Origin of the sequence: Amycolatopsis sp. NPDC051716 (genome assembly GCF_040681595.1) — a bacterium.
In the GTDB taxonomy this organism is placed as follows: Bacteria; Actinomycetota; Actinomycetes; order Mycobacteriales; family Pseudonocardiaceae; genus Amycolatopsis.
This window is the reverse complement of sequence record NZ_JBFAZA010000010.1, coordinates 262,196-288,649: the sequence shown is the minus strand read 5'-3', so window position 1 is coordinate 288,649 and position 26,454 is coordinate 262,196. Positions and strand designations below refer to the sequence as shown.

The window sequence follows — 26,454 nt, the reverse complement described above, 5'->3', positions numbered from 1 at the left end:
CGCAAAAACGGCCTGCATATCATTACCGCGCTGCGTGACGCCATCACCGGAAACCCTTGGCTGCCAACGAACACCGAAATGGCCTGAACAGTTACGTTTGATCGTCTCGGTCCTGGTGTTCTTGGTCTCCGTGGAGTATGTCTGCGTGACCTTGAGCTCGGCAGTCATGCTCGCCTGGATGGAGGCGGAGGCGCCTTTGCAGTCGATGCCGGCGTTGGCCCCGATGGAGACACCCAGGGTGTGCTCGATCGTCGCGGCGTTGTTGGTGGTCAGCCCGACCGAGATCTCGTGCTGCTCTTCGCGGAGAATGGCGCCTGAATGCTCGTAGTAGAGGACCAATTTCCAAAAGCCGTAGCGTCGCAGCAGGTAGTACGGGTTGTGCCGGGTCTGCCAGGAGGAACCGCGCTCGTCGCGCACCATCGGGAAGGGGATCACGGCCTGCCCGACCAGGACTTCGGGTCCCCGGTCGGGCGGCTCGTGGTAACCGGTCATCCGGGGCACGTCGCCGATGTCGTCACCCTTGACCGGCTCGAGCCCGGTGATCCGCTTCTCTTCGTCGACCATCTCCATGGCCCAGCACTGGGTGTTCCGGCGCTCGTCGTCACGCAGGTCGAGCAGCTGCACGGTCTTGGCTTCCGCCCCGGAGAATCCCTTCGGGGACGCGCAGCGGAAGCCGACGGAGTCGCGCAGCAGCCGGAAACCGTCACCCGCGTCCTCGAACACCCAGGTCTGGGTCTCGCGCCTCTCGGCGCGATCGCGCAGGTTGAGGATCTGCAGCGTGGTGGCTTCCGAGGTGTCGAACGCCTTCGGGGAGAGCACTCGCCCGCAAGCCTTGTTGACGATGAGCACCGCATCGTTGTCGAGCGGCATCACGTGCCAAACCTGGGCGTCGCCGTCGCGCCGGTTGAGAATCTGCACCGAGGTGGCCTCGTCGCCGGCGAGCGCCTGGGGTGACAAATATCTTTCGGCGGACTTGTTCCTGAATCGATAGGTCCGTCCCGGTTCGATCTTCATCGATGGTTCCTTCCGAAATGAGCTGCCATGGGAATGGCCTCGGAAATACTCGGCTGAATCGGCTCGGCATCCACCATCAATGATGCCAAAGGGGCCTCGGGATTCAACCGCTCGATGTGGTGAGGCTGCTATGACAGCCGGTCACCGATCGGCTCACCGTTTCATGCGGACAGCGGCAACCGTACCGCCGAATTGCTCAAGTGGCGACCATTCACGACGCCAGCGCCAGCCCCGCCGTCCGGTGCACGCGGCGGCTGTCGTCGACGATGAGGATCTCGCAGTCCGGGCGGTCGGCCGCCCAGGTGATGCCCTCGGCGCCCATCGCGAACGCCGCCGTGGCCAGCGCGTCCGCCGTCACCAGGTCGCCGGCCACCACGGTGACGCTCATCAGGCCCGTCGCCGGCGTTCCGGAGCGGCCGTCGAGGATGTGGGAGCCGCGCTCGTAGGCCGCCGACGTCGCGATCGCGCCGTTGCGCGACTCCAGGACCGCGCACACGGCCAAGGGCTGCTCGGGGTGGCGCACCCCGACCCGCCACGGACGGCCCGGCCGCGGTTCGCCCGCGGTGACGACGTCGCCGCCCGCGTTCAAGCAGAACGTCGTCGCGCCCTCGGCCTTCAGCATGTCTGCCGCGCGCTGGACCGCCCAGCCCTTGACCACCGCGCAGGGGTCGAGTCCCCGGCCGGGCAGCCGCGCGCGGAACGCGCCACCGGAGAGCTGCTCGTAGTACGCGCAGAGCTCCAGCACCTCCAGGAGGTCGTCGCTGAGTTCGGCGGCCGTCAGCTCGCCGCGGTCGTACCGGCTGACCTCGCTGTCGTCCTTGAACGGGCTGAACCGGGCGTCGACGTCGCGGAACCACGCGAAGATGTCGTCGACGACCTCGGCGAAGTCGCCTTCGTCACGCAGGTCGAGCGAGATCGGCAGGCCCATCACCTGTTCGACGCGGGTGGTCATCGCTTCTTCGCCTTCGCGTCGATCGCGGCCTGCAGGGACGTCTTGTACGACTCGCTGGTCTCGGTGGCTCCGGTCACCGTGTCGATGTCGGCGCTCTGCGCCTTGATCGCTTCTTCCTGCAGCCGCGGGAGAGCGGTCAGGGACCGGCCGCCGTCCGGGGCCTGGAGCAGGGTGATGACGGCGATCCGCGAGCCGGTGAACGTCACCTGCACCTGCACGGTGCCGTACCGGCTCGTCTCGGCGCTGCCTTCGGTGGTCACCGTCTTGTTCGGGTTGTCGCGAGTGGACGGTGTCTCCGAAGTGGACGGCGCGGCCGCGGTCGAGGACGGCGGCGCGGCCGAAGTGGACGGTGCCGAGGTGACCGGTGCGGGCGGTGCGGTGACGATCGGCGGGGGCGCCTGCGCGATGGCGGCGGTGTTCTGGACCGGCCCCGGCTCGAACCGCCAGACCGAGATGAACCCGGCGATCGACAGCGCGACGACGAAAATGGTCTTCTTCACAGCAACTTCCCCCTAGGCCGCGAGGCTGAAACGTTCGGCGTGGACCTGGGCGTTGGGCACGCGCAGCTCGCGCAGGCTGCGCAGCACGGCGGAAGTCATCCCCGGCGGGCCGCAGACGAACACGTCCCGCTCGTGCACGTCCGGCACCATCATGTGCAGGTTCGCCGGCCCGAGCATCACCCCGCGCGGCCCGACCGCCTGGTCCGGTCCGGTGAGGACACTGACGCTGGCGCCCCGGGCCTTGGCCAGCTCGTTCAGCTCCGGCAGCAGCACCGCGTCGGCCTGGTTGCGCACCCGGTACAGCACGACGACGTGGCCGTCGATGTCCTCCAGCAGCGCGCGGATCGGCGTGATCCCGACGCCGCCCGCCACGAGCAGCGCGTTGGGCCGCCGCTGGTGGATCGTCGTGAAGGCGCCGTACGGGCCTTCGGCGAACACCCGCGTCCCGACGCGCAGGTCGCGCAGCCCGGCACTGGAACCGCCGAGCGCCTTCGCCGTCAGCCGCAGGGAACGGCCGTCCGGCGCGGCCGACAGCGAGAAGGGATTGGCCTGCCACCAACGGTCCTTCGTCAGGAACCGCCACAGGAAGAACTGCCCCGCCTTGGCCGGCATCTTGTCCAGGTGCTTGCCGGACATGTACACCGAAACGACGTCCGGGGACTCGGAAACCACCGCCGTGACGCGCAGCTGGTGGCGCAGGTTCCGCCACAGCGGCAGCACGACGCGCCCGGCGAGCACCGCGGCGCCGGCGGCGAGCCAGAGCGTCCACCAGTACGCCTTCGCCTGCTCCGAGCCGGCGAACGACTGGCCCAGCGCGATCTGGTGCGTGAACGCCAGCACGATCGCGGCGTAGGTGTAGAGGTGGATGAAGTGCCACGTCTCGTAGGCGAGCCGCTTGCGGGCGAACTTCGCCGAGGCGGCGCCGACGATGAGGATCACGGCGAAGGCGACCAGCGCCCGCAGGATCCCTTCGAGCGTGTTCGCCATCTCGACCAGCTCGTCGACCACGCCCTTGCTGGAGACCTCCGCGTAGCCCATGGTGATGAACACCAGGTGCGCCAGCAGGGTCCAGAGGATCGTGAAGCCGGTCCAGCGGTGCCAGGTGGTCAGCCGGTCCATCCCGAGCCGGCGGTCCAGCCAGGGCAGCCGGGCCACCAGCAGCAGCTGGAACGCCATCGCCAACGCGCCGTACAGGCCGGCGAGCCTGCCGATCGTGATCAGCACGTTCTGCGAAACCCCGGCCTGCACGAACAGGACGGTGACGGCGGCCACGTTGGCGCCGAGGAAGAGGAAGAGGCCGGATTTCGCGGCGATCCGGGGGCGGATCGCCGGGCGCGCGGCCTCGGCGGTCTGCGTCATGGTCCTCACACGGATGCCCCTTCGGTTCGGTTCACGAAGGCCAGCCTCGCCGCCCGTCCTGTGGCGAGTCTGGGTGCCGGCTGTCGGCTTCCTGTCGGCCGCCGCCTCGCCTCGCCCGGCGCGCCCGCGGCGGGAGAAGATGCAGGGGTGCAGACTCCCGACCCGGTGCGCCTGCTCGTCGTCGACGACGAGCCGCACATCGCCGACCTCGTCGCCACCGTCGCCCGGTACGAGGGGTGGCAGGCGGTCACGGCCGGCACCGGGCAGGCCGCGCTGAGCCGGGCCGCGGAGTTCGGGCCGGACATCGTCGTGCTCGACCTGATGCTGCCCGACCTCGACGGCTTCACCGTGCTCGACCGCCTGCGGGCGGGCGGCAACGCGGTGCCCGTGGTCTTCCTCACGGCCAAGGACGCGACGGCCGATCGGATCGCCGGGCTCACCCGCGGGGGTGACGACTACCTCGTGAAACCGTTTTCGGTCGAGGAGCTGATGGCGCGGCTGCGGGCGGTGCTGCGGCGCAGCGCCGGCCTCGCGCACCAGCCCGAGGCGCGCGGCGCCGTGCTGCGGGTCGGCGACCTGACGCTGGACGAGGACACCCGCGAGGTCCGCCGTGGCGACGTCCTGGCCGAGCTGACGCCGACCGAGTACGAGCTGCTGCGCTACCTCATGCGCCGCTCGCCGTCGGTGCTGACCAAGGCGCAGATCCTCGACCACGTCTGGGAGTACGACTTCGGCGGCCGGTCCAATGTGGTCGAACTGGTCATTTCGCACCTGCGGCGCAAGGTCGACGCCGGCGGCGGCGAGCCGCTGATCCACACCGTGCGCGGCGTCGGGTACGTCGTGCGGCAGGCTCACCGGTGACAGGCGCGGTCCGCCGGTGGTACGGGGCCTGGCAGCGCACCCGGCTGGGCACCCGGATCACCCTCGGCCTCGGCGCGCTCGCGCTGGTGGTGTTCGCGGCCGTCGGCGTCACGACGGTCGGGATCATGCACGGCTACCTCGACCGGCGGCTCGACGAGCAGCTGTCCAAGAGCCAGAACACGCAGCTGCCCCAGCTGCGCGAGACGCACGGCTCACCGCAGTCGGTGTACTCGTGGTACTCGGCGTTGTACAAGGTCACCGGCGGCGTCGCCGTCCCCGAGCCGGGCGGCAAGCTGCCGGGCGATGCCCAGCAGCTGGCGAAGATCGCCGCCGACGCGGTGGGTGGCGACGTCACCCGGAACATCTACCTGCGTGACGACGGCCCGTACCGGGTGCGGGCGTGCCCGGTCGACACCGACTCGGTGCTGCTGTCCGCCGCGCCGCAGAAGGACCTCGACGGCACGGTCCAGCAGCTGATCTGGGTGGAGGTCGCCGCGTTCGCGCTCGCGCTGGGCGTGCTGGTGGTCGTGGGACGGCTGGTGCTGCGCCGCGGCCTGCGCCCGCTGGCCGACATGGCCGGCACCGCGCACGACATCGCCGCCCACGACCTCACCGCGAACCCGGCCCTGCCGGCGCGCGCGGCGGGCACCGGCGGCGGCGCCGAAGTCGAAGAGCTGCGGACGGCGTTCAACGTGATGCTGGCCCACATCGACACCTCGTTCGCCGCGAAGACCGAGGCGAACGAGCGGCTGCGCCGGTTCGTCGCGGACGCCTCGCACGAGCTGCGGACGCCGCTGACGTCGATCCGCGGCTACGCCGACCTCTTCCGCTACGCCGCGGCGAACGAGCCGGCGGAGCGGGAGGCGCACCTGGCGAAGATCCGCGAGGAGACGGCCCGGATGACCGTGCTCGTCGACGACCTCCTGCTGCTGGCCCGGCTCGACGCGCGGGCCGCCGAGACGCCGTTGCGGCCCGAGCGCGTCGACCTGGCCGAGCTGGCCGGGGACGCGGCGGACGCGTTCGCCGCCGGCCGGCCGGACCACCCGCTGACTTCGGCGCTTTCGGCGGCCTTCGTGGACGCCGACCCCGTGCGCCTGCGTCAGGTTTTGGACAACCTGCTGGCCAACGCCGCCGTGCACACCCCGCCCGGGACGTCGGTGCACGTTTCGGTGGCGGTGTCGGGCGGCGAGGCTGTCGTCCAGGTCACCGACACCGGCCCCGGCATCGCCGTGGGGAATCAGGAGCGGATCTTCGACCGGTTCTTCCGCGTCGACGACTCCCGCACCCGCGGCAACGGCGGCACCGGGCTCGGGCTGTCGGTGGTCCAGTCCCTGGTCGCCGCGCACGGCGGCACGGTGTCGGTGGCTTCGTCGCCGGGCCGGACGACCTTCAGCGTGCGGTTGCCGCTCGCGCGGTGACGTGCTCCGGTGCCGACCAGCCGGGGGAGAGGTCCGCGGACGGCTCGGGCGTGCCGAAGACCGTCCGCACCGGCAGCACCCCGGCCCAGGCGGTGTCCGCTTCGACGTCCCGGGGCTCGTCGTCCGGGCCCTCGGCGCGCACCTTCACCGACGCCTCGGCGAGGTCCAGCGCGAGCACGGTCACCGCGGCGAACTCCTTGGCGTCGACCTCGCGCGCGTGCTCCCACGAGCCGGGTGCGAGGTGGTCGGTGAGGACCTTGAGGCCGTGCATCTTCGCTTCGGCGTCGAGGACCGGCTTCGCCTGGCCGAGGATGACGGCGCTGCGGTAGTTCATCGAGTGGTTGTTCACCGAGCGCGAGTAGACGATGCCGTCGAGGAGCGTCACCGTCACGCAGACGTCGAGGCCGTGCGCCGCGGTGCGGAGGCTGGCGGCGCCGGTCGAACCGTGGAGGTAGAGCGTGTCGCCGTCGCGGCCGTAGCCGGTCGGGAGGACCAGCGGCACGCCGTCGCGGACGATCCCGAGGTGGCAGATCAGGCCTTCGTCCAGGACGGCGTGCAGCGCGGAGCGGTCGGTCACGGCGCGGTGCTTCTTGCGGCCGAGCGTGGTGCGGGGCGTGGTCGACAACATGCGACCAGCGTCTCCCGGCACAGTGGCCTCGGAAAACGGCCACTTCTCGTACACTTGGGAAGTCCACTCTCGTCGGGGAGGTCCCGTGTCCGATACCGCGCTCCCGGTCCGCCTCGACCGTGCGGCGGTGACGCCCCTGGCCGTGCAATTGGCGGACGCGCTGCGCGAAGCGGCGGCGAGCGGTCACCTGCGCGGCGGCGACCGGCTGCCCTCGACACGGGCGCTGGCCGGCCGGCTCGGCGTCAGCCGCACGGTGACGTCGGCGGCGTACGAGCAGCTGCACGCGGAAGGCTGGATCGCCGGGCGGCACGGTTCCGGCACCTACGTGACGACTCCGCCTTCGGTTTCGGCTTCGGAGGTCCCGGCGCCCGCGGTCCCGGCGGTCGAGGTCTCGCCGTCCCCGCTGCTCGACCTCGGGCCGGGAACACCGTGGGCGGCGGGACTGGACCGAGCGGCCTGGCGCCGCGCGTGGCGGGCGGCGGCGGATCCCGAGCCGCTGATCCGCGCCCACCGAGCGGGGCTGCCGGAGTACCGCGCGGCGGTGTCGGAGCACCTCCTGCGCCACCGCGGGCTGGCGGCGGGATCGGTCCTGGCGACCGGCGGCACGACGGCGGCGGTGGTCGAACTGGCCGCGGCGGTGCTGGAGCGCGGGGACGTCGTCGCCGTCGAAGAGCCGGGGTACCAGCGGGCGGTACAGGCGTTCCTCCGGGCGGGGATGCGGGTCGTGGGCGTGCCGGTGGATGACGAGGGGTTGCGGCCGGATTCTCTTCCGGACGATGCGCGGGCGGTGTACTGCTCGCCGGCGCACCAGTACCCGATGGGCAGCCGGCTGAGCGCGGCGCGGCGGGTTTCGCTGGTGGAGCGGGCGCGTGCGTCCGGGATGCTGGTGATCGAGGACGACTACGACGGCGAACTGCGGTTCGACGTGGCGCCGCTGCCGATGCTGGCTTCGCTGGCGCCGGACGTCGTGGTGCATTTGGGGACCACGTCGAAGATCCTCACGCCGACGCTGGGGGCGGGCTGGATGGTGGCGCCGGAGGCGATCACTTCGGCGGTGCTGGCGTATCGGGACCTGACCGGGACGCGGCCGTCACCGGCAGGGCAGCGGGTGTTGTACGAATTCGCGCGAAACGGGGATCTGGGCCGTCACCTGCGCAAACTCCGCCGCGAGATGGCGGAGCGGCGCACGTTGCTGGCGGGGGCTTTGTCGGCCGCGGGGGTGCCGGTGCGGGGGGACGATGCCGGGGCGCACCTGGTGGTGCCGTTTTCGTCGGCTTCGGTGGAGGCGTCGGTGATCGCGGCGGCCGAGCGGCGGGGGATCCGGCTGGATGGGCTGGCGCGGCATTTCGCCGGGCCGCCTTCCGCGCACGGGGTGGCGATCGGGTACGCGGGCTGTTCGCGGGAGGCTCTGGTGGCGGCTTTGCCGGTGCTGGTGGGGCTGTTGCGGTGAGGTTGTCCACAAGCGGGTCGTGATGGGGACAACCTTGGTGGGGGCGGGGTTTTTCCGGCTCTGGTGTGGGTTGGGGGCGATACGGTCAATGTGGTGGTGGTTCCCCCTGGGAGGGCGGGTTCTGTTTCTGGGCCGGGTGGGGCTGGTGGTGGGTTCGGGCGGCTTTGGGTGGGCGTTTGTTCGCTGGGCGGATGTGGCTGGGTGGGCGTGGTCCGGTGGTCCCGGTTTGGGGAGTGTGGGTGGGCGAACCCGGCTGGGGTTTCGTGGCTGGGAAAATCTGGCTCGGGGAGTGTGGCTGGGCGAATTTGGCTCGGGGTTCGTGGTTGGGCAATCCCGGCTTGGTGGTCTGGGCTGACGGACTGGGCTCAGCGAACTCGGTTGAGCGAACGTGAGCTGGCGAACCGGGCCAGTGAACCCTGGCCCGGCGAACCCGGCTTGGCGAACCCGGCTCGGCGGACTGGGTCTGGCGAACCCAGGTCGGCGAGCCCGGCTTGGCGGTCGGGGTCTAGCGAACCCAGGTCGGCGAACCAGGCCCGGCGGACTGGGCCGGCGAACCCGGGCCGGCGAACCAGGCCCGGCGAACCCGGGCCGGCGAACCAGGCCCGGCGAACCCGGGCCGGCGAACCAGGCCCGGCGGACTGGGCCGGCGAACCCGGGCCGGCGAACCCGGTTTGGCGGTCGGGGCCTGGCGAACCCGGCTCGGCGAACGTGGCCCAGCGACCCCGGGCCCGGCGAACCCGGCGTGGCGGACTCGGCCTGTGAACCCGGCCCGGCGAACCCGGCCCAGCGAACCCGGCCCAGCGAACCCGGCCCAACCGGACCCACCAGCCCCTCGACACACCGGACGTGCCAAAGCCATCACCGGTTGCGTTCGCCGCGTGGAGCGGGCCGTCCGGCGCACCGGGCTCGGCTGTTCCGCGAGGTCACCGGGTACGGTGGCTCACCATGAGCGAGAAGATCCGGGTGGCCGTCGTGTTCGGTGGGCGCAGTAGCGAGCACACCATCTCGTGCCTGTCCGCCGGCAGCGTCCTGGGCCACCTCGATCCCGAGCGGTTCGAGGCCGTCCCGGTCGGGATCACGCGCGAGGGCCGGTGGGTGCTCGGCTCCGGGGACTCCGCTCAGCTCGCCATCCGCGGCCGGGAACTGCCCTCCGTCGAAGACGGCCAAGGCCTCGTCCTCGCCGGGGATCCGTCCAGCCAAGGGCTCGTCGCCGTCGAAGCCGGGCGGGAAAGCGAATTGCTTTCCCGTGTCGATGTCGTCTTCCCCGTGCTGCACGGGGCCTTCGGCGAAGACGGCACCATCCAGGGCCTCCTCGAACTCGCCGGGATCCCCTACGTCGGGCCCGGGGTCCTCGCCAGCGCCGCCGCCATGGACAAGGAAACCGCCAAGAAACTCCTCGCCGCCGAAGGGCTTCCGGTCGGGACCTACGCCGCCCTGAGGCGGGGGCAGTCCAGTTTGGACGAACACCAAAAAACCAAGCTCGGGCTGCCCGTGTTCGTCAAGCCCTCCCGGGCCGGAAGCTCCGTGGGCATCTCGCGCGTCGCCGGCTGGGATGAGCTGGACGCCGCCATCGAGCTCGCCCGCGCCACCGATCCCAAGGTGCTCGTCGAGGCCGCCGTCGTCGGGCGGGAGGTCGAGTGCGGTGTCCTCGAATTCCCCGACGGCCGCGTCGAAGCTTCGCTGCCCGCCGAGATCCGCGTGCTCTCCGAGGACGAGAACGCCTGGTACGACTTCGAAACCAAGTACCTCGGCGACGACGCCGAACTCGACATCCCCGCCAAGCTCGACGACGCCCTCACCGAGAAGCTCCGCGCGATGGCCGTCGAAGCGTTCCGGGCGCTGGACTGCCAGGGCCTGGCCCGCGTCGACTTCTTCGTCACCGAAAACCACGAGCTGATCATCAACGAGGTCAACACCATGCCGGGCTTCACGACGAAGTCCGCCTACCCGAAGATGTGGGAGGTCACCGGCATGGACTACGCGACGCTGCTGACCACCCTCATCGAGACGGCGATCGCCCGCGGAACCGGCCTGCGCTGACCGGACCCGACCAAACCTGACCGAAAGCTAACCGAACCGCAGCGGCTGCGGCGCCAGCTTCGCGGCCACCGTGTCCGAAACGGCCTGCAGCGGCCCGGTCCCGGCGCTGTCCGGCACCGTCAGCGCCGCGTAGACCTCGCGGTCCACCACGTACCACGTCGACGCGCCCTCGCCCGGCACCTGCAGCCACTGCACCTTGTTCACCAGCCGCAGCTGCGCCGTCGGCGTCAGCTCCGGGGGGCGGTCGAGGCCGCAGCGCAACACCACAGGGTCCGTGGAACCCCAGGCCACCGTCGCGGGCGGCGCCGGGGCCGCCAACGCCCGCACCTTCAGAGAAGTCCCGTTGGACGTCAGTTCCGTGGGCACCGCGCCCAGCAGCGTCGTGCACCCCGGCGAGCCCGCGAACGGCGCCGGCACGGAGACCAGCGGCAGCGGTCCCGCGGAGTCCGAAGGGGACGGCCGGGTCAGGGCGAACACGGCGACGGCGACCGCCAAGGCCACGGCGAGCGCGGCCGCGGTGACGAGCACCACTCGGGGCGGTGCACCGGTGTCGGAGTCTGGCACCGGACCACTACACCACTGCGATCGGTTCGGGGGTCTGGGGGGTCGTCCCTCCAGGAATGACACTGCTCAGAGATGGACGACCGGGCAGGTCAGCGTCCGGGTGATGCCTTCCACGTTCTGCACCTTCGCGACCACGAGCTGGCCCAGCTGGTCGACGCTGTCGGCGTCCGCGCGGACGATCACGTCGTACGGTCCGGTGACATCCTCCGAGCTGGTGACACCCGGGATGCTGGAGATCTCGGCAGCCACCGCGGCCGCCTTGCCGACCTCGGTCTGGATGAGGATGTATGCGTGGACCACGGCGCGCCCTTTCGTCGGGATCGAAAGCTCAAGGTAGGAACGTCATCAGCAACGTATCGCCAGCTCACGGAAAAACATAGGGCATCCGACTATCGGTGATCGATCTTTGTCCCGGTAGAGAAAGACAGAGGTGACCGGTGTCACCGAACGACGGAACGGTCGCCGAGACCGGGGAGTTCGCGCTCATCCGCGCCGTCACCGAAGGACGGCGCCAGCCCCCGGGCACGCTGCTCGGTCCCGGCGACGACGCCGCCGTCGTCGCCGCCCCGGACGGCCGGGTGGTCGCCAGCACCGACGTCCTCGTACAGGGCGTCCACTTCCGGCTCGACTGGTCCACGCCCGAGCACGTGGGGCGCAAGGCCGTCGCGGTCAACCTGGCCGACATCGCCGCCATGGGCGCGACCCCGACCACCGTCCTGGTCGGGCTGGCCTGCCCGCCCGACACGTCGAGCGAGGTGGTGAAGGCGCTCACCGACGGTATGTGGGCCGAGGCCGAGCGCGCCGGCATCGGCGTCTCCGGCGGCGACATGGTCCGTGCCGACCAGCTCGTGATCAGCGTCACGGCCCTCGGTGACCTCGGCGACCGCGAGCCGGTGACGCGCTCGGGCGCCCGGCCCGGTGACGTCGTCGCGGTGAACGGGCGGCTCGGCTGGGCCGCGGCCGGCCTGGCCGTGCTGGGCCGCGGCTTCCGGTCCCCGGTCGGCGTCGTCAACGCCCAGCGCTGCCCGGAACCGCCCTACGAAGCCGGGCCGCGCGCCGCGCTGGCCGGGGCCACGGCGATGATCGACGTCTCCGACGGCCTGCTCGCCGACCTGGGCCACATCGGCGAGGCCTCCGACGTCGGCATCGACGTCCGCACCGCCGACCTCGACATCCCCGCCCGGCTCACCGAGGTCGGCGCCGCCCTCGGCGCGGATCCCCTCACCTGGGTCCTCACCGGCGGCGAGGATCACGCCCTGGCGGCCACCTTCCCGCCGTTCACCGAGCTCCCGGACGGCTGGCGCACGATCGGCGTCGTCACCATGGCCGGCTCCGGGATCACCGTCGACGGGAAACCGTTTACCCGAGAAGGCGGATGGACGCACTGGCGCTGATCTAGGCTCCGGAAGCGTGAGAATCGTTCCGGTCCCCTACGACCACCCCGACGCGGCCAAGCTCATGACCGCGGTGCAGCAGGTGTACATCGAGCGCTACGGCAGCGAGGACGCCACTCCGCTGAGCCCCGCGGACTTCGATCCGCCCCAGGGCGTGTTCCTCGTCGGCTACCAGGGCGAGGAAGCGGTCGCCTGCGGCGCGTGGCGCGCCCACGACGGCCCCGAGCCCGACTTCCAGGACGGCGACGCCGAGTTCAAGCGGATGTACGTCGCCGACTCCGCCCGCGGCCGCGGGTTCGCGCGGATGATCCTGTCCGAACTGGAGCGCACGGCGGCGTTGTGCGGCCGCAAGCGCGCGATCCTGGAAACCGGGACGAAGCAGCCCGAGGCCATCGCGCTCTACACCTCGTCGGGCTACGCCGAGATCCCGAAGTTCGGCGTCTACAAGAACGAGGCGGAAAGCCGTTGCTTCGGCAAGGACCTCACCTCGGCGTGAGCTTCAGCAGGGCCGCCGCGTGGGGCCGCAGGGACGCCGCCACGTCGGTGCCGGTGTCCCGGTGGGCCCAGAGATCGCGGACCTGCCAGCGGCCGGGAATCGAAGCGGAGACGGTCGCGGTGGTGCTGCCGGTGTTGAGCAGCACCACCGCGAAACCGCCGTCGCTCAACGGTTTTCCCCACACCTGGTAGCCGGGGCCCGCGTCGAGCTGCCGCCCCTGACTGCCCGCGAAGTCCTGGTCGACGGCGATGGCCTCGGCGTTGCCCAGCGTCGCGAGGTCGCTGTCGCTGAGCTTCGCCGGGTCGGTGCCGGCGAACAGCGGCGCGTTCAGCACGGCCCAGACGCTGAAGTGCGCGCGGGCCTCGTCGGCGGTCAGCGTGCCGTTGCCGACCTGCAGCATGTCCGGGTCGTTCCAGCCGCCGGGCGAGCCGCTGTGGGCGGCGACGCCGGCCTGCTGGTCGATCGTCGCGAGCACCGAGTCCCAGGTCGGGACCAGGTCGTAGGTGGTGCGCCAGAGGTTCGCCACCGGCCGCGCCCAGGTCCACGGGCTGGAGACGCCGTACTCGGAGATCGCGTAGACGATCGGGCGGGGCAGCGCGGCCAGTTCGTCGCGCATCTTCTCGAACGCGGCCTTCCGGTCGAGGCCGTCGACGGTGTCGGCGTTGCACCAGTCGTACTTGAGGTAGTCCACGCCCCAGCGGTCGAACGTCTCGGCGTCCTGGCGCTCGTGGCCGAGCGAGCCGATGCCGGTGGCGGGGTAGGCGTCGTTCGCCATGGCGCATGTCCGGCTCCCGGGGACGGCGTAGATGCCGAACAGCAGGCCGCGGGAGTGCACGTAGTCGGCGAGGTCGGCGATCCCGTGCGGGAACCGCGCCGGATCCGGCCGTAGTGAGCCGTCCGCGGCGCGCGTGGGCGCCTGCCAGCAGTCGTCGACGACGACGTAGTGGTAACCCGCGTCACGCAGGCCGGTGGCGGCGAGCGCGTCGGCCGCCTGCTTCACGACGTCCTCGGTGAGGTCGTGGCAGCGGACCTGGTTCCAGCTGTTCCAGCCCATCGGCGGGGTGCCGGCGAGGCCGTTCGCCAGCGCGGGCGAGACCACCGGCAGGCTGAGCAGCCAGGTCAGCACGACGAGCAGGAGCACGAGTCCGGTGCTCCCGGTACTGGCGTTCCGGTTCGCGGCGATGGCGTGATCCAATCGCACGGGAAGTGAAACCGCGGTCACCCGGAGGCGGCATGGCCATCTACGCACTCGGTTCGCTCGAGCCGACGATCCACCCCGACGCCTACGTCCACCCCGACGCGACGGTGATCGGCGACGTCCGGATCGGCGCGCACGCGTCGGTGTGGCCGCAGACGGTCCTGCGCGGCGACCACGGGTACATCGAGATCGGCGAGCGTTCGAACGTCCAGGACGGCTGCGTCCTGCACTGCACCGAACGCCACCCGACGATCCTCGGGCCGTCGTCGGCGATCGGGCACGCGGTGCACGTCGAAGGCGCGACGATCGGCACCGGCTGCCTGATCGCGTCCGGTGCGGTGGTGCTGAACGGCTCGGTGATCGAGGACGGCGGCATGGTCGGCGCGGGCGCGGTGCTGTCGTACGGCGCCCACGTCAAGACCGGCGAGATCGCGCTGGGCGTGCCGGGTAAGACGCGTGAGAACAAGTCGTTCAGCGCGGAGAACATCGCCCTCGTCGTCGATTCCTACGTCCGGCGGGCGCAGCGGTTCCGGACCGAGCTGAGGCGGCTCGACCCGCTCGGGTGACGCCGGCCACGCCCGGTAGGCTTGCGCGCCGTGACCGCACGACCGTTGCAGGACATCGTCGAGGCAGGCTGGGCGAAAGCCCTCGAACCGGTGGCGCCGCAGGTCACCGCGATGGGGGAGTTCCTCCGCGCGGAGATCGCCGCGGGCCGCACCTACCTGCCGGCGGGTGAACACGTGCTGCGGGCGTTCCAGCAGCCGTTCCACGACGTGCGCGTGCTGATCGTCGGGCAGGACCCGTACCCGACGCCCGGGCACGCGGTGGGCCTGAGCTTCTCGGTGGCGCCGGACGTCCGGCCGATCCCGAAGAGCCTGGTCAACATCTACAAGGAGTACACCGAAGACCTCGGCCACCCGCTGCCGTCCAACGGCGACCTGACGCCGTGGGCCGACCAGGGCGTGCTGCTGCTCAACAGGGCGCTGACCGTGCAGCCGGGGAAGTCGAACTCGCACCAGGGCAAGGGCTGGGAAGAGGTCACCGAGCAGGCGATCAAGGCCCTCGCGGCCCGGTCGGAGCCGATGGTGGCGATCCTGTGGGGCCGCAACGCCCGCAACCTGCGCCCGATGCTCGGTGAGGTGCCGTGCATCGAGTCGGCGCACCCGAGCCCGCTCTCGGCGCACAACGGCTTCTTCGGGTCGCGCCCGTTCAGCCGGGCCAACCAGCTCCTGGAGCAGCAGGGCGCGGCGCCGGTGGACTGGAAACTTCCCTGAAGGTTGGTGTCCGGATCGGTGTGACGGCTCCGACCAGGGGGTAAAGGAACCTTGGAGGACACACCATGAACGTCACTTCGGCCGACGGCACGAGCATCTTCTTCGAGCAGCGCGGGGACGGCCCGCCGGTGATCCTGGTCGGCGGCGCGTTCAACGACCGGACGACCACGGTGGGCCTGGCCGAGGTCCTGGCCGGCGACTTCACGACGATCGTCTACGACCGGCGCGGCCGCGGTGACTCCGGCGACTCGGCCGAGTACGCGGTGGAGCGGGAGATCGAGGACATCGCGGCGCTGATCGCCGAGGTCGGCGGGACGGCGTCGGTGTTCGGCCACTCCTCGGGCGCGGTCCTGGCCTTGGAGGCGGCCGCGGCCGGTCTCCCGATCGATCGCGTGGTGGCGTACGAGCCGCCGTACGCGACCGACGAGCACCCGCGGGCCGACGTCGTGGCCGACGTGCGCGCCCGGCTCGCGGCGGGGGACCGCGACGGCGCGGTGGCGACGTTCCTGAAGGTCGCGGGCACGCCGGCGGAGATGATCGAGGGGATGAAGCAGGCCCCGGTCTGGGGCTGGTTCACGGCGCTGGCGCACACGCTCCCGTACGACCTGACGATCTGCGGCCCGGAGGCTCGCCCGCGCACGGAGAACCTGGCTCGCATCACGGCACCGACGCTGGTGATCGGCGGCGGCGCGAGCGACGAGGCGCTCCAGTCGGGCGCCCGCGCGGCGGCCGCGGCGGTCCCGGGCGCTCGTCACGAGACGCTGGACGGGCAGGATCACGGCGTCCTGCAGTTCCCGGAGACGCTCAAGCCGCTGCTGACGGACTTCCTGAAGTGAGCTGAAGCGGCCAGGAAGGTCGCGAATGACTCATTCGGGATCTCCGACGTCCCGAATGAGTCATTCGCGGCACTTGCCGGCCGCGCGCGAGCGGGTGGAGGCATGAAAATGGCGGGTGCTCCGAGGAGCACCCGCCATTCGAACTCTTCTCGCCTCAGCCGCGAACGACCTTGCCCGCCTTGATGCACGAGGTGCACACGTTCAGGCGCTTGCGCTGGGACACACCCACCTTGGCGTGGACGGTCTGGATGTTCGGGTTCCACCGGCGGTTGGTACGGCGGTGGGAGTGCGAGACCGACTTGCCGAAGCCGGGTCCCTTGCCACAGACGTCGCACACGGCAGCCACGTCGAACTCCTTTGGATCTGGGTCATAGAGATGAGCCCAGACGGACTGGGCAACTCGACCATAGTAACTACTGCTTTCCCAGGCCCCGGCACCGGGTCGATACGCTGCCCGAGGACCGGTCAGGAGGTTACGGGTGCGGGTGCTGGACGCGGCGGCGGTGTCGGCCTGGGCAGCGGGCTGTGTGCACAGCCTGGCGAGCCTGCGCCCGGCCATCGACGAGATCAACGTCTATCCCGTGGCCGACTCCGACACCGGCTCCAACATGCTCTTCACGATGACCGGCGCGGCCGCCGAACTCGCCGCCGCCGAGCCGGAAAACGCCGCGGAAGCGCTGAAGATCCTCGCGCGGGGCGCGGTCGCCTCCGCGAAGGGCAACTCCGGCGTGATCCTTTCCCAGGTCGTGCGCGGGCTCGCCGATCGCGCCGAAGGCGACCTGGACGGCCCGTGGCTGGCCCGGGCGCTGGGCCACGCCGACGAGGTCGCCACCGGCGCCGTCAGCCGCCCGGTCGCCGGGACCATCCTGACCGTCCTGCATTCCGTCGCCCTCGCCGTCCGGGGTGACACGAGTTCCTTGGGTGACATCGCGGCGAAGGCCGCGAAAGAGGCCGCGCACGCCCTCGAGAAGACGCCGGAGCAACTGCCCGCGCTGGCCAGGGCCGGGGTCGTCGACGCCGGGGCACGCGGTCTCGTCGCCGTGCTCGACGCGCTGGTCGGCGTGCTGACCGGCGCGCCGCTCGAACAGGAGCACGCGCTCGAAGTCCGCACCGAAACCCCCGAGGCCTACGCCTGGGAGGTCATGTACCTCCTGGACGGCGTCGACGAGGCGAGCCTGCCGACCCTGCGCAAGGAGCTCAGCGGGCTCGGCGACAGCGTCACGGTGGCCGGCGACGGCTCGGGCAGCCACGCCGTGCACGTCCACTGCGCCGACATCGGCGCCGCCATCGAGGCCGGGCTCGCGCTCGGCCGCCCGCGCAAGATCCGGGTCGAGCCGCTGGTCACACCGACCCCGATCGAGCCCGGCGGCGGGATCGATCGCACGGTCGTCGCCGTCGTCCACGGCGGGGCGCTGGCCGAGCTGCTGCGCGCCGAGAGCATCCCGGTGCTGGCCGTGCCCGAGGGCGGGACGCCGAGTGTCGAGGACATGATCGGCCTGCTCAACGAGGCCGCCGGGCGCCACGTGACCGTGCTGCCGGGCAGCGTCGCCCTCACCGCCGCCGCCGACACGGCGGCCGGGCACGCGATGGCCGCCGACCGGGACGTCGTGGTCATCCCGTGCGCCTCGCCGGTGCAGGTGCTGGCCGCCCTCGCCGTGCACGACGCCGGGCGCCGCACGAACGACGACGTCGTCGCGATGGCCGAAGCGGCCGCCGCGACCAGGCGTGGCGAACTGCGGATCGCGCAGGAGGAGTCGCTAACCTGGGTGGGCCGGGCCCAGTCCGGCGACGTGGTCGGCCTGGTCGACGACGAAGTGGTGCTGATCGAGCCCGCGCCCGCGTCCGAGACGAACCTGGTCGCGGCCGCGATGAAGGTGCTGAACCGGATGCTCGCGCTCGGTGGGGAACTGGTGACGGTGCTGAGCGGGGCGGCGGCCCCGCCGGGGGTCGCCGAGGAGCTCGCGGAGCAGCTGCGGGTGGAGCACCCGGAGGTGGAGATGGCCGGCTACGCCAGTGGCCAGGCGGACGCCGTGCTGCTGATGGGAGTCGAATAGCGGATGGCCGGACTGCGCGACAAGCTGCCGTTGCTGCTGGGTGCCAAGACGGCGAAGGCGCTCGCCACGTCGCTGGACATCGAGACGGTCAGCGACCTGCTGCGCCACTACCCGCGCCGCTACGCCGAGCGCGGCGAGCTCACCGACATCGCCGGTCTCGAGCTCGGCGAGCACGCCACCGTGCTGGCGCGCATCGAAAAGGTGAGCAAGCGGCGGATGAAGGCACGCAACGGGACCATCATCGACATGGTTATCACCGACGGGAAACGCCGGCTGACCTGCGCGTTCTTCAACCAGGCCTGGCGCGAGAAGGACCTCGTCCCCGGCAAGACGGGCCTGTTCGCCGGCAAGGTGTCCGCCTTCCGCGACACGCTGCAGCTGACCAACCCCGAGTACGAGCTGTTCGACGCCGAAAACGAAGCCGAGGCGATGGACAACTTCCTCGCCGCGATCATCCCGGTGTACCCGGCGGCACAGGGCATGCCGACCTGGTCGATCGCCAAGTGCGTGCGCCAGGTCCTCGACGTCCTCGAGGTCGACGACGACCCGATGCCCGCCGAGCTGCGGCGGCTGCACAAGCTGGCCGACCTCGACAACGCCCTGCGCGGCATCCACCGCCCGGAGAACTGGGCGCACCTGGAGGCGTCGAAGAAGCGGCTCAAGTGGGACGAAGCCATGGCCGTCCAGCTGATCTTCGCGCAGCGGCGCCACTCGGCCATCTCACGCCCGGCGAAGGCCAACCCGCACGTCAGCGGCGGGCTCATGGACGCCTTCGACAAGCGGCTGCCCTTCGACCTCACCGCGGGCCAGCGGGGGATCGGCGACGAGATCGCCGCGGACCTGGCCACGGAGCACCCGATGAACCGGCTGCTCCAGGGCGAGGTCGGCTCGGGCAAGACGGTCGTGGCGCTGCGGGCGATGCTGCAGGTCGTCGACAACGGGCGGCAGGCCGCGATGCTGGCGCCGACCGAGGTCCTGGCCGCGCAACACGCGCGCTCGCTGCGGGAGATGCTCGGCGACCTCGGTCAGGGGGGCGAGCTGGGCGCGGCGGAAAACGCCACCCGCGTCACGCTGCTCACCGGGTCGATGGGCGCGAAGGAGCGCAAGAAGTCCTTGCTGGAGATCGTCAGCGGCGAGGCGGGCATCGTCGTCGGCACGCACGCGCTGATCCAGGACCACGTCGAATTCGCCGACCTCGGCCTCGCCGTCGTCGACGAGCAGCACCGCTTCGGCGTCGAGCAGCGGGACGCGCTGCGCACCCGCGGCGCCGGCGACACCAGCCCGCACGTGCTCGTCATGACCGCGACGCCGATCCCGCGCACGGTCGCCATGACCGTGTACGGCGACCTGGAAGTCTCGGCGCTGCGCGAGATGCCGGTCGGGCGGTCGCCGATCGCCACCACGGTCGTGCCGGTCGCCGAGAAACCCGCCTGGTTCGAGCGGATCTGGCAGCGCGTGCGCGAAGAGGTCGGCAAGGGCCACCAGGCGTACGTCGTGTGCCCGCGGATCGGCGACGAGCCGCCGTCGGACAAGAGCGACAAGCGGCCGCCGCTGGCGGTCCTGGAGGTCGCGCCCGAGCTGGCGCACGGTCCGCTGCAGGGCCTGAAGATCGACGTGCTGCACGGCCGGATGCCCCCCGACGGCAAGGACGCGGTGATGCGCGCGTTCTCGGCCGGAGAGCTCGACGTCCTCGTCGCGACCACGGTGATCGAGGTCGGCGTGAACGTGCCGAACGCGACGGCGATGGTGATCATGGACGCCGACCGGTTCGGCGTCAGCCAGCTGCACCAGCTGCGCGGCCGCGTCGGCCGGGGCAGCGTGCCGGGGCTGTGCCTGCTGGTCACCGAAACCCTCGACGGCACGGCGACGCGCGAGCGGCTGGCGGCGGTCGAATCGACCACCGACGGCTTCGAGCTGTCCCGTTTGGACCTCGAACTGCGCCGCGAAGGCGACATCCTCGGCGCCGCGCAGTCCGGGAAGCGGTCCACGCTCAAGCTGCTTTCGCTGCTGCGGGACGAGGACGTGATCGCCGCGTCCCGGGCCCTGGCGCAGGAGCTCGTCACGCAGGACCCGGAGCTGACGAAGTACCGCGGCCTGGCGCAGATGGTCGCCGACGTCGTCGACGTCGAGCGCGCGGAGTACCTGGAGAAGAGCTGAGCACCGTCCGCGCCGCCACGGTGGCCGACGCCCCGGCGATCGGCGAGATCCACGTGCGGTCCTGGCAGGCGGCGTACGCGGGCCTGATCCCGGAGGACTTCCTCGCGCGCCTGTCGGCTTCTTCGCGCGCGGCGTCGTGGGCCCGGCGCATCGGTGAGGGCTCCGGGCAGGTGCTGGTCCTCGAGGAAGACGGTGTCGTCGCGGGCTTCGCCGCCTTCGGGCCTTCGCAGCTATACGCGCTCTACCTGCTGCCGGAGTTCTGGGGACGAGGTCTCGGCCGGACGCTGCACGACCGGGTCGTCGACGAGCTTTCCGGCGACAGCGCGGTCCTGTGGGTGCTCGCGACGAACGAGCGGGCGAAGGCCTTCTACGTCCGGCAGGGCTGGGTGGACGACGGCGCCCGCCAGGCGGAGACGATCGACGACGGGCGCGTCACCCTGGAGGAGATGCGGTTCCGCCGCCCGTTGCCGTGAACACGCCGGCTTTGGCGGCCGCCGCGGCCGCTGCCGCGGCGATTCCCGCGTCCGCCGGTGTCACGCCCTCCCGGGACACGAACAGGCGGTAGAAGATCGGCCCGCACGCCACGCGCACCGGCTCCACCGGATCGGTGCCGGGCGGGACTTCGCCGCGGTCGATCGCCCGGGTCACGGCGGCCGCCGAACGGGCGTGGCGGTCGACGTAGAACTCGCGCAGGGCGTCGGCCGCGCGGGGGGAGAGGAACGCCGCCGAGATCGACGCCGTGGGCAGCTCGCGTTCGCCCGGCGTGGTGAAGTAGCGCACCAGCTCGAGGTTGATCGCGCGCAGATCGCCTTCGAGGGAACCGGTGTCCGGCACCGCCCACTCCTGCTCGGCGCCCAGCAGCAGGGCGGCCGCGACCAGGCCTTCGGCGGACTCCCAGCGGCGGTACAGCGTCGTCTTGTGCACGCCGGAGCGTTCGGCGACCGCCTCGACGGTCAGCTCCGCGTACCCCCGTTCGCCGAGCAGCTCGAGGGTGGCGTCGAGCGCGGCGAGGCGGGTCCGCTCGGTGCGGCCGCCCGGACGCTTCGTCCCGGAAATCTCGGTTGCCAACTGCTACTCCTGTTGCGTTAGTGTGCTCAGTATGCCAGGAACCGTCGCCGTTGCCGAAATCGCCGACCTGATCGGCGACGCCGAGGTCGTCGCCATCGGCGAGAACAACCATCACATCCGCGAGTTCGGCGTGCTGCGCGACCGACTCCTGCGCCACCTCGTCACCGAGCGCGGGTTCACGGTGCTCGGGTTCGAGAGCGGCTTCGCGGAGGGGCACCTGGTCGACGCGTGGCTGCGGGGCGGCCCGGGTGAGATCGCCGACATCGCGCGGGACGGCTTCACGTTCGGCCTCGGCGACTCGGCGGAGGTGCACGAGATGCTGACCTGGCTGCGCGGCCGCGGGGTCCGGTTCTCCGGGCTCGACGTGCCGAGTTCGGCGGGCTCGCCGGTGCCCGCGCTCCAGGCGCTGCGCGCGGAGGTCCTGCGGGTGGATCCGGCCAACGTGTCCCTTGTGGACAACGCGCTCTCCGCGTGCGAGCCGTACGCGTCGGTGAGCAGCGCGGTCGCACCGGGTCGGTACGCAGCGATGAGTCTCGAGGCACGGGATGCCGCGACGACCGCGTTGACCGTCCTGAAAGGACATGTCGAGGCCCTCGGTTACGGTGCCGTCGCCGCGCACCACGCGGAGGGTGCCCTGCGCGTCGACCTGTACCTGCGGGAGCTCGACGCGCTCACGGCGGGCCGCGCGCCCGAGCCGCAGAGCTCGTCGCGGGACACGTACATGGCGGCCACCGTGCGGCTGCTGCGGCGGCGGTTCCCCGGCGAGAAGATCGTGCTGATGATCCACAACGGACACCTCCAGCGCATCCCGTTCTCGCCGATGCCGGGCATGACGGCGCCGTCGGCGGGCACGCTCCTGGCCGCCGAGCTGGGGGAGCGCTACTTCGCGCTGGCGCTCACCGCCGTCTCGGGGACGACGACCGGCCTGGCGGCCGATCCCGCTTTCCCGCTGGGGTTCCGGATGTTCGAGCAGCCCCTCGGGGAACCGGCGGAAGGCAGCGTGGAGGCGGTCTTGGCGGATCGGGCGCCGTGCGTGGTCGCGCACCCGGCGGCGACGGCCATCCGGCACGCGCACATGACACCCGCGGTGGACGTCGCGGCCGCGTGGGACGCCGTCGTCTGCCTGGAGAAGCAGGAAACGATTTTTCCGGTCCACCGCTGAACAGGTGTGCCCGTTCGGCTGCTTGCCGTAACGGGCGGATGGGCGTTTCCTACCGGTATGGCCGGGCGGAGGCGGGCGCTGATCGTCGCCAACGGCGAGTACGACAACGCGGGGCTGCAGCGGCTGGGCTCCCCCGCGGCGGACGCCGACGCCCTGGCCGGGGTGCTCGGCGACCGGGCGATCAGCGACTTCGAGGTCTGCGTCGTGCGGAACGAAACCGCGCACGTCGTCCAGGCGGAGATCGAGGACCTCTGTCTCGAGGGCAAGCCCGACGACGTCCTCCTGATGCACTTTTCGTGCCACGGCCTGAAGGACGATTCGGGCGGTCTGTACTTCGCGGCCCGCAACACCCGGCCCGACCGCCTGCGGTCGACGGCGGTCCCGGCCCAGTTCGTGCAGCAGTGCATCCGGCAGAGCCGTTCGCGCAGCATCGTCCTGCTGCTGGACTGCTGTTACGGCGGGGCGTTCGGCCAGGGCGTGGCGGTCCGGGCTTCGGGCGACGCGAACGTGCTCGACAGCTTCCGCGGCGGCCGGGGGCGCGCGGTCATCACGGCGTCCAACTCGATCGAGTACGCGTTCGAGGGCGCGAGGCTGGCCTCGGACGAGCCGGCCCAGCCGTCGGTGTTCACGTCGGCGCTGGTGGAGGGCCTGCGCACGGGCGAGGCGGACCGCGACGAGGACGGCTGGATCGCCCTGGGTGAGCTGTACGAGTACCTGTTCGACCGCGTCCGCGAGCGCAACCCGAAGCAGACACCGAGCCGCGACATCGAGATGCAGGGAGAGCTGTACCTGGCGAAGAGCCGGCGTCGGCGCATCAAGCCGTCCGCGGTCCCGCCCGACCTGGCGGCGGCGATCGGGGCGGAGAACCCGTTCACCAGGCTCGGCGCGGTGGCCGAGCTGCGGCGCCGGTTGTCGAGTGCCAACCTGCCGGTGGCGATGGGAGCGTTCCAGGCGCTGAAGACGATGGCCTCGACGGACATCGAGCACGTGGCCGCGGCGGCTTCGGACGCGTTGTCGTTCGCGGTGGTGCGGGTGGACGCGCCTTCGGTGCGGTTGTCGGCACCGGCGGGCGCGCGGGCTTCGGCGTCGTTGCGGGTTTCGGGGCCGCCGGTGGCGCGGGAGGTGCGGTTCGAGGCTTCGCACCCGTGGATCGCGGTGGCGGAGGTTCCGGGTGGGGCGCAGCTGTCGGTCACGGCGGGGGAGTCCGGCACGCGGCAGGGGAAGGTCGTGGTGAGCGGGCCCACCGGGGATGTGGTCGTCGCGGTGGAGGTCGAGGCCCTGCCGGTCGTGGAACCGGAGCCGGTGGTCTCGGAGGCCGAGCCGGAAGCGGTGGTCGCGGGATCGGCGGCTGTGCCCGAGCCCGCAGCGGCGGCTGAGCCGGAGCCGGAAGTGGTGGTTGCGGCGGCCGAGCCGGATCCGGCGGCCCCGAAACCGGCGGCCGGACTCGAGCCCGCAGTGGGAGCGGTGCCGGAGCCCGCGGCGGCGGTCGAGCCCGAGCTCGCAGTGGGGGCTGTGCCCGAGCCTGCAACGGCGGTCGAGCCCGAGCCCGCAGCGGCGGTCGAGCGTGAGCGCGCGGTGGGAGCTGCGCCCGAACCCGCAGCGGCGGCTGCGCCCGGCTCGGTGGCCGCCGAGCAGACCGGGCGGTTCGCGGCGGATTCCGGGCCCGAGCCGGTCGTCGCGGCGGAAGCGCGGCCTGCGGCGGCTGCTCCGGTACCCGCTGCCCGGCCGGCCACGGAACCGGCCGGGGCGATGGATCCGGTGGGCGGGTTCGCCGGGGTCGTCGCGATCGCCGGCGTGGTGTTCGCGGTGGCCGGGCTGTCGCTGGACTACCGCTACGGCTATTCCTTGACCCAGTACCGGCCCGGCATGGAGTCCGCCGTCCTGATCGTGGCCGCGTGCGCCTTGGTCGCCGGAATCCTGACGCTGACGCCGCGGACGAGGTCGTCGACCGGTCCCGCACTGTTGTTCGGAACCGGCCTCGCCGCGGTCTTCGGGCTGCTGCGCTTCCTCGGCGAGGCGATCGCGCTGTCGCAGAACGGCGACACCGAGCTGAAAACCGGCTACACCTTCGAACTGCTCGCCCACATCGCCTGGCTGGTCGCGGGGGCGAGCGCGCTCGCGGCGCTCCGGCGGAACCCCGCGGTCGCACTGGGCGCCGGGCCGGTGCGCGGCTGGCCGGCGTGGGCGGCGATCGGGCTCGGCGCGACGGCCGCGATCGGCTGGATCATCCAGCTCGTCGACCTGAACACCTACGACTCCAGCGACGCCGGCCGGGCGACCGCCTACTTCCTGCTCGGCGCTCTGCTGGCCGTGTCCGTGCCGGTCGTCGCCATGGCGCTTCGCCCGAGCCCCGTCGGCTGCGCCGTGCTGGCCACGGGGACCGCCGGGCTGCTCGGCGTGCTGGCACCGACGTTCGCCTCCGTCGTGGAGGCGAGTTCCCTGGCGCTGGGCGGGCAGCTGATCGCCGTGGTGGCCCTCGTGTTGCTGGCCGCCGACACCGTCGTCCTGGCCGTCCGGGCGCGGAATCAGCCGAACGGGCGACAGTCCTGAGTTGTCGTCCGGGCAGCGCCGGGGTACCACGACGATCATGAGGATGCTTCTCGCGGCCGTGGCCGTGCTCGCCGGGCCGGTCTCGACCGGTGGGGTGCAGCCCGATCCGCCCAGCTGGGGGCTGGACCGGATCGACCAGCGGACCGGCCTCGACCACGCCTACCACTACGCGAGCGACGCCTCGGGCGTCACGATCTACGTGATCGACAGCGGCGTCGACGCGAAGCACCCGGACTTCCAGGGCCGCGTCGCGCCCGGGCGGGACTTCCTGAACGGCGGCTCCGACACCACCGACCTCAACGGCCACGGCACCCGCCTCGCGGGCATCGCCGCGGGCAAGGACTACGGCGTCGCGAAGGGCGCGCAGATCGTGCCGGTGCGGGTGCTCGACAAAGACGGCGGCGGCGCGACCGACCAGATCATCGCGGGGATCGACTGGGTCGCGCAGAACGCCCAGCAGCCCGCGGTCGCCGTGCTGGGCATCGGCGGGGTGCCGAACGACCAGCTCGACGCCGCGGTCAAGCGCCTGGCGACGGTGGTGCCGATCGCCGTGCCGGCCGGCAGCGAGACGGCCGACGCGAGCGGCTTCTCGCCGGGCCGGGTGCCGGAGGCGCTGACGGTCGCGGCCTCCGACGCCCAGGACCGTCCGGACAAGACGTCGAACTCCGGCCAGGACGTCGACCTGTACGCCCCGGGCAGCGACATCCCGACCCCGATCGCGGGCGGCACGGGCGCGGGCCCGGAATCGGGCACCTCGATGGCGGCGGCGTTCGCGGCCGGCGTGGCGGCGCTGTACCGCGCGCAGCACCCCGGCGACACCCCGGCCCAGGTGGACGAGGCCCTGATCCGCGCGGCGACGCCGGATGTGCTCAAGGGGGTTCCGGACGGGACGGCCAACCGGCTGCTGTACGCGGTGCCGGGGGGCTGAGGGGCGCGGTGCCGGGGGCTGAGGGGCGCGGTGCCGGGGGGCTGAGGGGCGCGGTGCCGGGGGGCTGAGGGGCGCGGTGCCGGGGGGCTGAGGGGCGCGCCGCCGGGAGGCTGAGGGGCGCGCCGCCGGGGGGCTGAGAGGCCGGTTGTCGCCCGTGAGGTCCTCCGCGGGGCGGTCTTGCCATCCTCGGTGCGCCGCCCGCGCGTGCAGCCTGCCCCCTCGCCTGCCACGCCGCGCCCTGCCCAGGGAAACCGCAGCTCAACCCACCCTCGCCCCCCGGTTATGGCTCGTAATCTGCTCCAGGCCGGAGGCCCCGGCGAACGCCACTGGGAGGCGGTTGTCCACAACGCAGCCGGGGTGTGGACGCCGTGCCCGATCTGCGGCTTTTCCGGCCTATGTGTCAGTGGGGCCCGATAGGCTGGAGACGGGACGGACCCCCCGGGAGGGTGGGCCCTGCTCTGGGGCCGTCGGTGGGCAGGCAGCCACGGCCCGGTCGGTTGCGCCACGCGCCGTCTGGCGACCAGGGCCCGGCTCGGGGAAGCTGGTCGCGC

Annotated in this window: 25 protein-coding genes; 15 read left to right on the top strand and 10 right to left on the bottom strand. The window is 72.0% G+C overall.

Annotated features, from left to right (window positions below):
• The 4 genes from AB0M30_RS16730 to AB0M30_RS16715 all read right to left on the bottom strand — a co-directional run.
• A partial coding sequence (locus AB0M30_RS16730; RefSeq protein WP_364584892.1) for a hypothetical protein occupies positions 1-1,014 on the bottom strand: 1,014 nt, incomplete at its 3' end.
• 211 nt (positions 1,015-1,225) lie between these two features.
• Positions 1,226-1,966, bottom strand: coding sequence for an FAD:protein FMN transferase (locus AB0M30_RS16725; RefSeq protein WP_364584890.1), 741 nt, complete (start codon positions 1,964-1,966; stop codon positions 1,226-1,228).
• The gene (locus tag AB0M30_RS16720) at positions 1,963-2,466 is read right to left on the bottom strand and encodes an FMN-binding protein (RefSeq protein ID WP_364584888.1); all 504 of its coding nucleotides are present in this window, start codon (positions 2,464-2,466) and stop codon (positions 1,963-1,965) included. Before AB0M30_RS16720 ends, AB0M30_RS16725 begins: the two co-directional genes overlap by 4 nt.
• Before the next feature lie 12 nt (positions 2,467-2,478).
• Positions 2,479-3,825, bottom strand: a complete 1,347-nt coding sequence (locus AB0M30_RS16715) for a ferredoxin reductase family protein (RefSeq protein ID WP_364584886.1) — start codon at positions 3,823-3,825, stop codon at positions 2,479-2,481.
• A 147-nt stretch (positions 3,826-3,972) separates the two neighbouring features.
• On the opposite strand from AB0M30_RS16715, the gene AB0M30_RS16710 reads away from it, so the two are divergent.
• Both AB0M30_RS16710 and AB0M30_RS16705 read left to right on the top strand, forming a co-directional pair.
• Positions 3,973-4,686 (top strand): response regulator transcription factor, encoded by a 714-nt coding sequence (locus AB0M30_RS16710; protein ID WP_364584884.1) that lies wholly within the window; start codon positions 3,973-3,975, stop codon positions 4,684-4,686.
• Positions 4,683-6,104, top strand: a complete 1,422-nt coding sequence (locus AB0M30_RS16705) for a HAMP domain-containing sensor histidine kinase (RefSeq protein WP_364584882.1) — start codon at positions 4,683-4,685, stop codon at positions 6,102-6,104. The genes AB0M30_RS16710 and AB0M30_RS16705 overlap by 4 nt, the downstream gene beginning before the upstream one ends.
• Here the strand turns inward: AB0M30_RS16705 and AB0M30_RS16700 are convergent.
• Entirely contained in the window at positions 6,076-6,732 is a 657-nt protein-coding gene (locus tag AB0M30_RS16700) for a pyridoxamine 5'-phosphate oxidase family protein (protein ID WP_364584880.1), read from the bottom strand. The genes AB0M30_RS16705 and AB0M30_RS16700 overlap by 29 nt on opposite strands.
• Positions 6,733-6,817: 85 nt before the next feature.
• Here AB0M30_RS16700 and AB0M30_RS16695 point away from each other — a divergent pair, with 85 nt between their 5' ends.
• Together AB0M30_RS16695 and AB0M30_RS16690 are read left to right on the top strand one after the other, a co-directional pair.
• Positions 6,818-8,182 carry a PLP-dependent aminotransferase family protein gene (locus tag AB0M30_RS16695; RefSeq protein ID WP_364584878.1) on the top strand — a complete coding sequence of 455 codons (1,365 nt, stop codon included), beginning with the start codon at positions 6,818-6,820 and terminating at the stop codon, positions 8,180-8,182.
• Between the two features lie 945 nt (positions 8,183-9,127).
• The gene (locus AB0M30_RS16690; protein WP_364584876.1) at positions 9,128-10,222 is read left to right on the top strand and encodes a D-alanine--D-alanine ligase family protein; all 1,095 of its coding nucleotides are present in this window, start codon (positions 9,128-9,130) and stop codon (positions 10,220-10,222) included.
• A 27-nt stretch (positions 10,223-10,249) separates the two neighbouring features.
• On the opposite strand, the gene AB0M30_RS16685 is transcribed toward AB0M30_RS16690, so the two are convergent.
• Both AB0M30_RS16685 and AB0M30_RS16680 read right to left on the bottom strand, forming a co-directional pair.
• The gene (locus AB0M30_RS16685) at positions 10,250-10,786 is read right to left on the bottom strand and encodes a DUF3515 domain-containing protein (protein ID WP_364584874.1); all 537 of its coding nucleotides are present in this window, start codon (positions 10,784-10,786) and stop codon (positions 10,250-10,252) included.
• A 66-nt stretch (positions 10,787-10,852) separates the two neighbouring features.
• On the bottom strand, positions 10,853-11,086 hold the full coding sequence (locus AB0M30_RS16680) for an Lrp/AsnC ligand binding domain-containing protein (RefSeq protein WP_103341116.1): 234 nt from the start codon (positions 11,084-11,086) through the stop codon (positions 10,853-10,855).
• Between the two features lie 137 nt (positions 11,087-11,223).
• Between AB0M30_RS16680 and AB0M30_RS16675 the strand changes: the two genes are divergently transcribed.
• Together AB0M30_RS16675 and AB0M30_RS16670 are read left to right on the top strand one after the other, a co-directional pair.
• Entirely contained in the window at positions 11,224-12,180 is a 957-nt protein-coding gene (locus AB0M30_RS16675) for a thiamine-phosphate kinase (protein WP_364584872.1), read from the top strand.
• Positions 12,181-12,196: 16 nt separating this feature from the next.
• Entirely contained in the window at positions 12,197-12,676 is a 480-nt protein-coding gene (locus AB0M30_RS16670; RefSeq protein ID WP_364584870.1) for a GNAT family N-acetyltransferase, read from the top strand.
• On the opposite strand, the gene AB0M30_RS16665 is transcribed toward AB0M30_RS16670, so the two are convergent.
• On the bottom strand, positions 12,663-13,877 hold the full coding sequence (locus AB0M30_RS16665; protein WP_364584868.1) for a glycoside hydrolase family 27 protein: 1,215 nt from the start codon (positions 13,875-13,877) through the stop codon (positions 12,663-12,665). The two genes, AB0M30_RS16670 and AB0M30_RS16665, sit on opposite strands and share 14 nt — an antisense overlap.
• Before the next feature lie 32 nt (positions 13,878-13,909).
• Here AB0M30_RS16665 and AB0M30_RS16660 point away from each other — a divergent pair, with 32 nt between their 5' ends.
• From AB0M30_RS16660 to AB0M30_RS16650, 3 genes are all read left to right on the top strand, one after another.
• Positions 13,910-14,440 carry a gamma carbonic anhydrase family protein gene (locus tag AB0M30_RS16660; RefSeq protein ID WP_364584866.1) on the top strand — a complete coding sequence of 177 codons (531 nt, stop codon included), beginning with the start codon at positions 13,910-13,912 and terminating at the stop codon, positions 14,438-14,440.
• Between the two features lie 30 nt (positions 14,441-14,470).
• Positions 14,471-15,148: a uracil-DNA glycosylase gene (locus AB0M30_RS16655; RefSeq protein WP_360168945.1), complete on the top strand. Its 678-nt coding sequence runs from the start codon at positions 14,471-14,473 to the stop codon at positions 15,146-15,148.
• A gap of 65 nt (positions 15,149-15,213) precedes the next feature.
• On the top strand, positions 15,214-15,984 hold the full coding sequence (locus tag AB0M30_RS16650) for an alpha/beta hydrolase (protein ID WP_364584863.1): 771 nt from the start codon (positions 15,214-15,216) through the stop codon (positions 15,982-15,984).
• Positions 15,985-16,138: 154 nt separating this feature from the next.
• Here AB0M30_RS16650 and rpmB read toward each other — a convergent pair whose 3' ends face one another.
• Positions 16,139-16,330, bottom strand: a complete 192-nt coding sequence (gene rpmB, locus AB0M30_RS16645) for a 50S ribosomal protein L28 (RefSeq protein WP_003091970.1) — start codon at positions 16,328-16,330, stop codon at positions 16,139-16,141.
• 133 nt (positions 16,331-16,463) lie between these two features.
• Between rpmB and AB0M30_RS16640 the strand changes: the two genes are divergently transcribed.
• Genes AB0M30_RS16640 through AB0M30_RS16630 form a run of 3 tightly spaced genes read left to right on the top strand, consistent with a single transcriptional unit; the run spans position 16,464 to position 20,668 of the window.
• The gene (locus tag AB0M30_RS16640) at positions 16,464-18,038 is read left to right on the top strand and encodes a DAK2 domain-containing protein (RefSeq protein WP_364584861.1); all 1,575 of its coding nucleotides are present in this window, start codon (positions 16,464-16,466) and stop codon (positions 18,036-18,038) included.
• A gap of 3 nt (positions 18,039-18,041) precedes the next feature.
• Positions 18,042-20,195 carry an ATP-dependent DNA helicase RecG gene (gene recG / locus AB0M30_RS16635; RefSeq protein WP_364584859.1) on the top strand — a complete coding sequence of 718 codons (2,154 nt, stop codon included), beginning with the start codon at positions 18,042-18,044 and terminating at the stop codon, positions 20,193-20,195.
• Positions 20,192-20,668, top strand: coding sequence for a GNAT family N-acetyltransferase (locus tag AB0M30_RS16630; RefSeq protein ID WP_364584914.1), 477 nt, complete (start codon positions 20,192-20,194; stop codon positions 20,666-20,668). Before recG ends, AB0M30_RS16630 begins: the two co-directional genes overlap by 4 nt.
• Here AB0M30_RS16630 and AB0M30_RS16625 read toward each other — a convergent pair.
• Positions 20,628-21,263 (bottom strand): TetR/AcrR family transcriptional regulator, encoded by a 636-nt coding sequence (locus AB0M30_RS16625; protein WP_364584857.1) that lies wholly within the window; start codon positions 21,261-21,263, stop codon positions 20,628-20,630. The genes AB0M30_RS16630 and AB0M30_RS16625 overlap by 41 nt on opposite strands.
• A gap of 31 nt (positions 21,264-21,294) precedes the next feature.
• Here AB0M30_RS16625 and AB0M30_RS16620 point away from each other — a divergent pair, with 31 nt between their 5' ends.
• The 3 genes from AB0M30_RS16620 to AB0M30_RS16610 are packed head-to-tail and all read left to right on the top strand — an operon-like array spanning position 21,295 to position 25,903.
• On the top strand, positions 21,295-22,425 hold the full coding sequence (locus tag AB0M30_RS16620) for an erythromycin esterase family protein (RefSeq protein WP_364584855.1): 1,131 nt from the start codon (positions 21,295-21,297) through the stop codon (positions 22,423-22,425).
• A gap of 57 nt (positions 22,426-22,482) precedes the next feature.
• Positions 22,483-24,975: a caspase family protein gene (locus AB0M30_RS16615; protein ID WP_364584853.1), complete on the top strand. Its 2,493-nt coding sequence runs from the start codon at positions 22,483-22,485 to the stop codon at positions 24,973-24,975.
• 43 nt (positions 24,976-25,018) lie between these two features.
• Positions 25,019-25,903, top strand: a complete 885-nt coding sequence (locus tag AB0M30_RS16610; RefSeq protein WP_364584913.1) for a S8 family peptidase — start codon at positions 25,019-25,021, stop codon at positions 25,901-25,903.
• Positions 25,904-26,454: the final 551 nt, after the last annotated feature.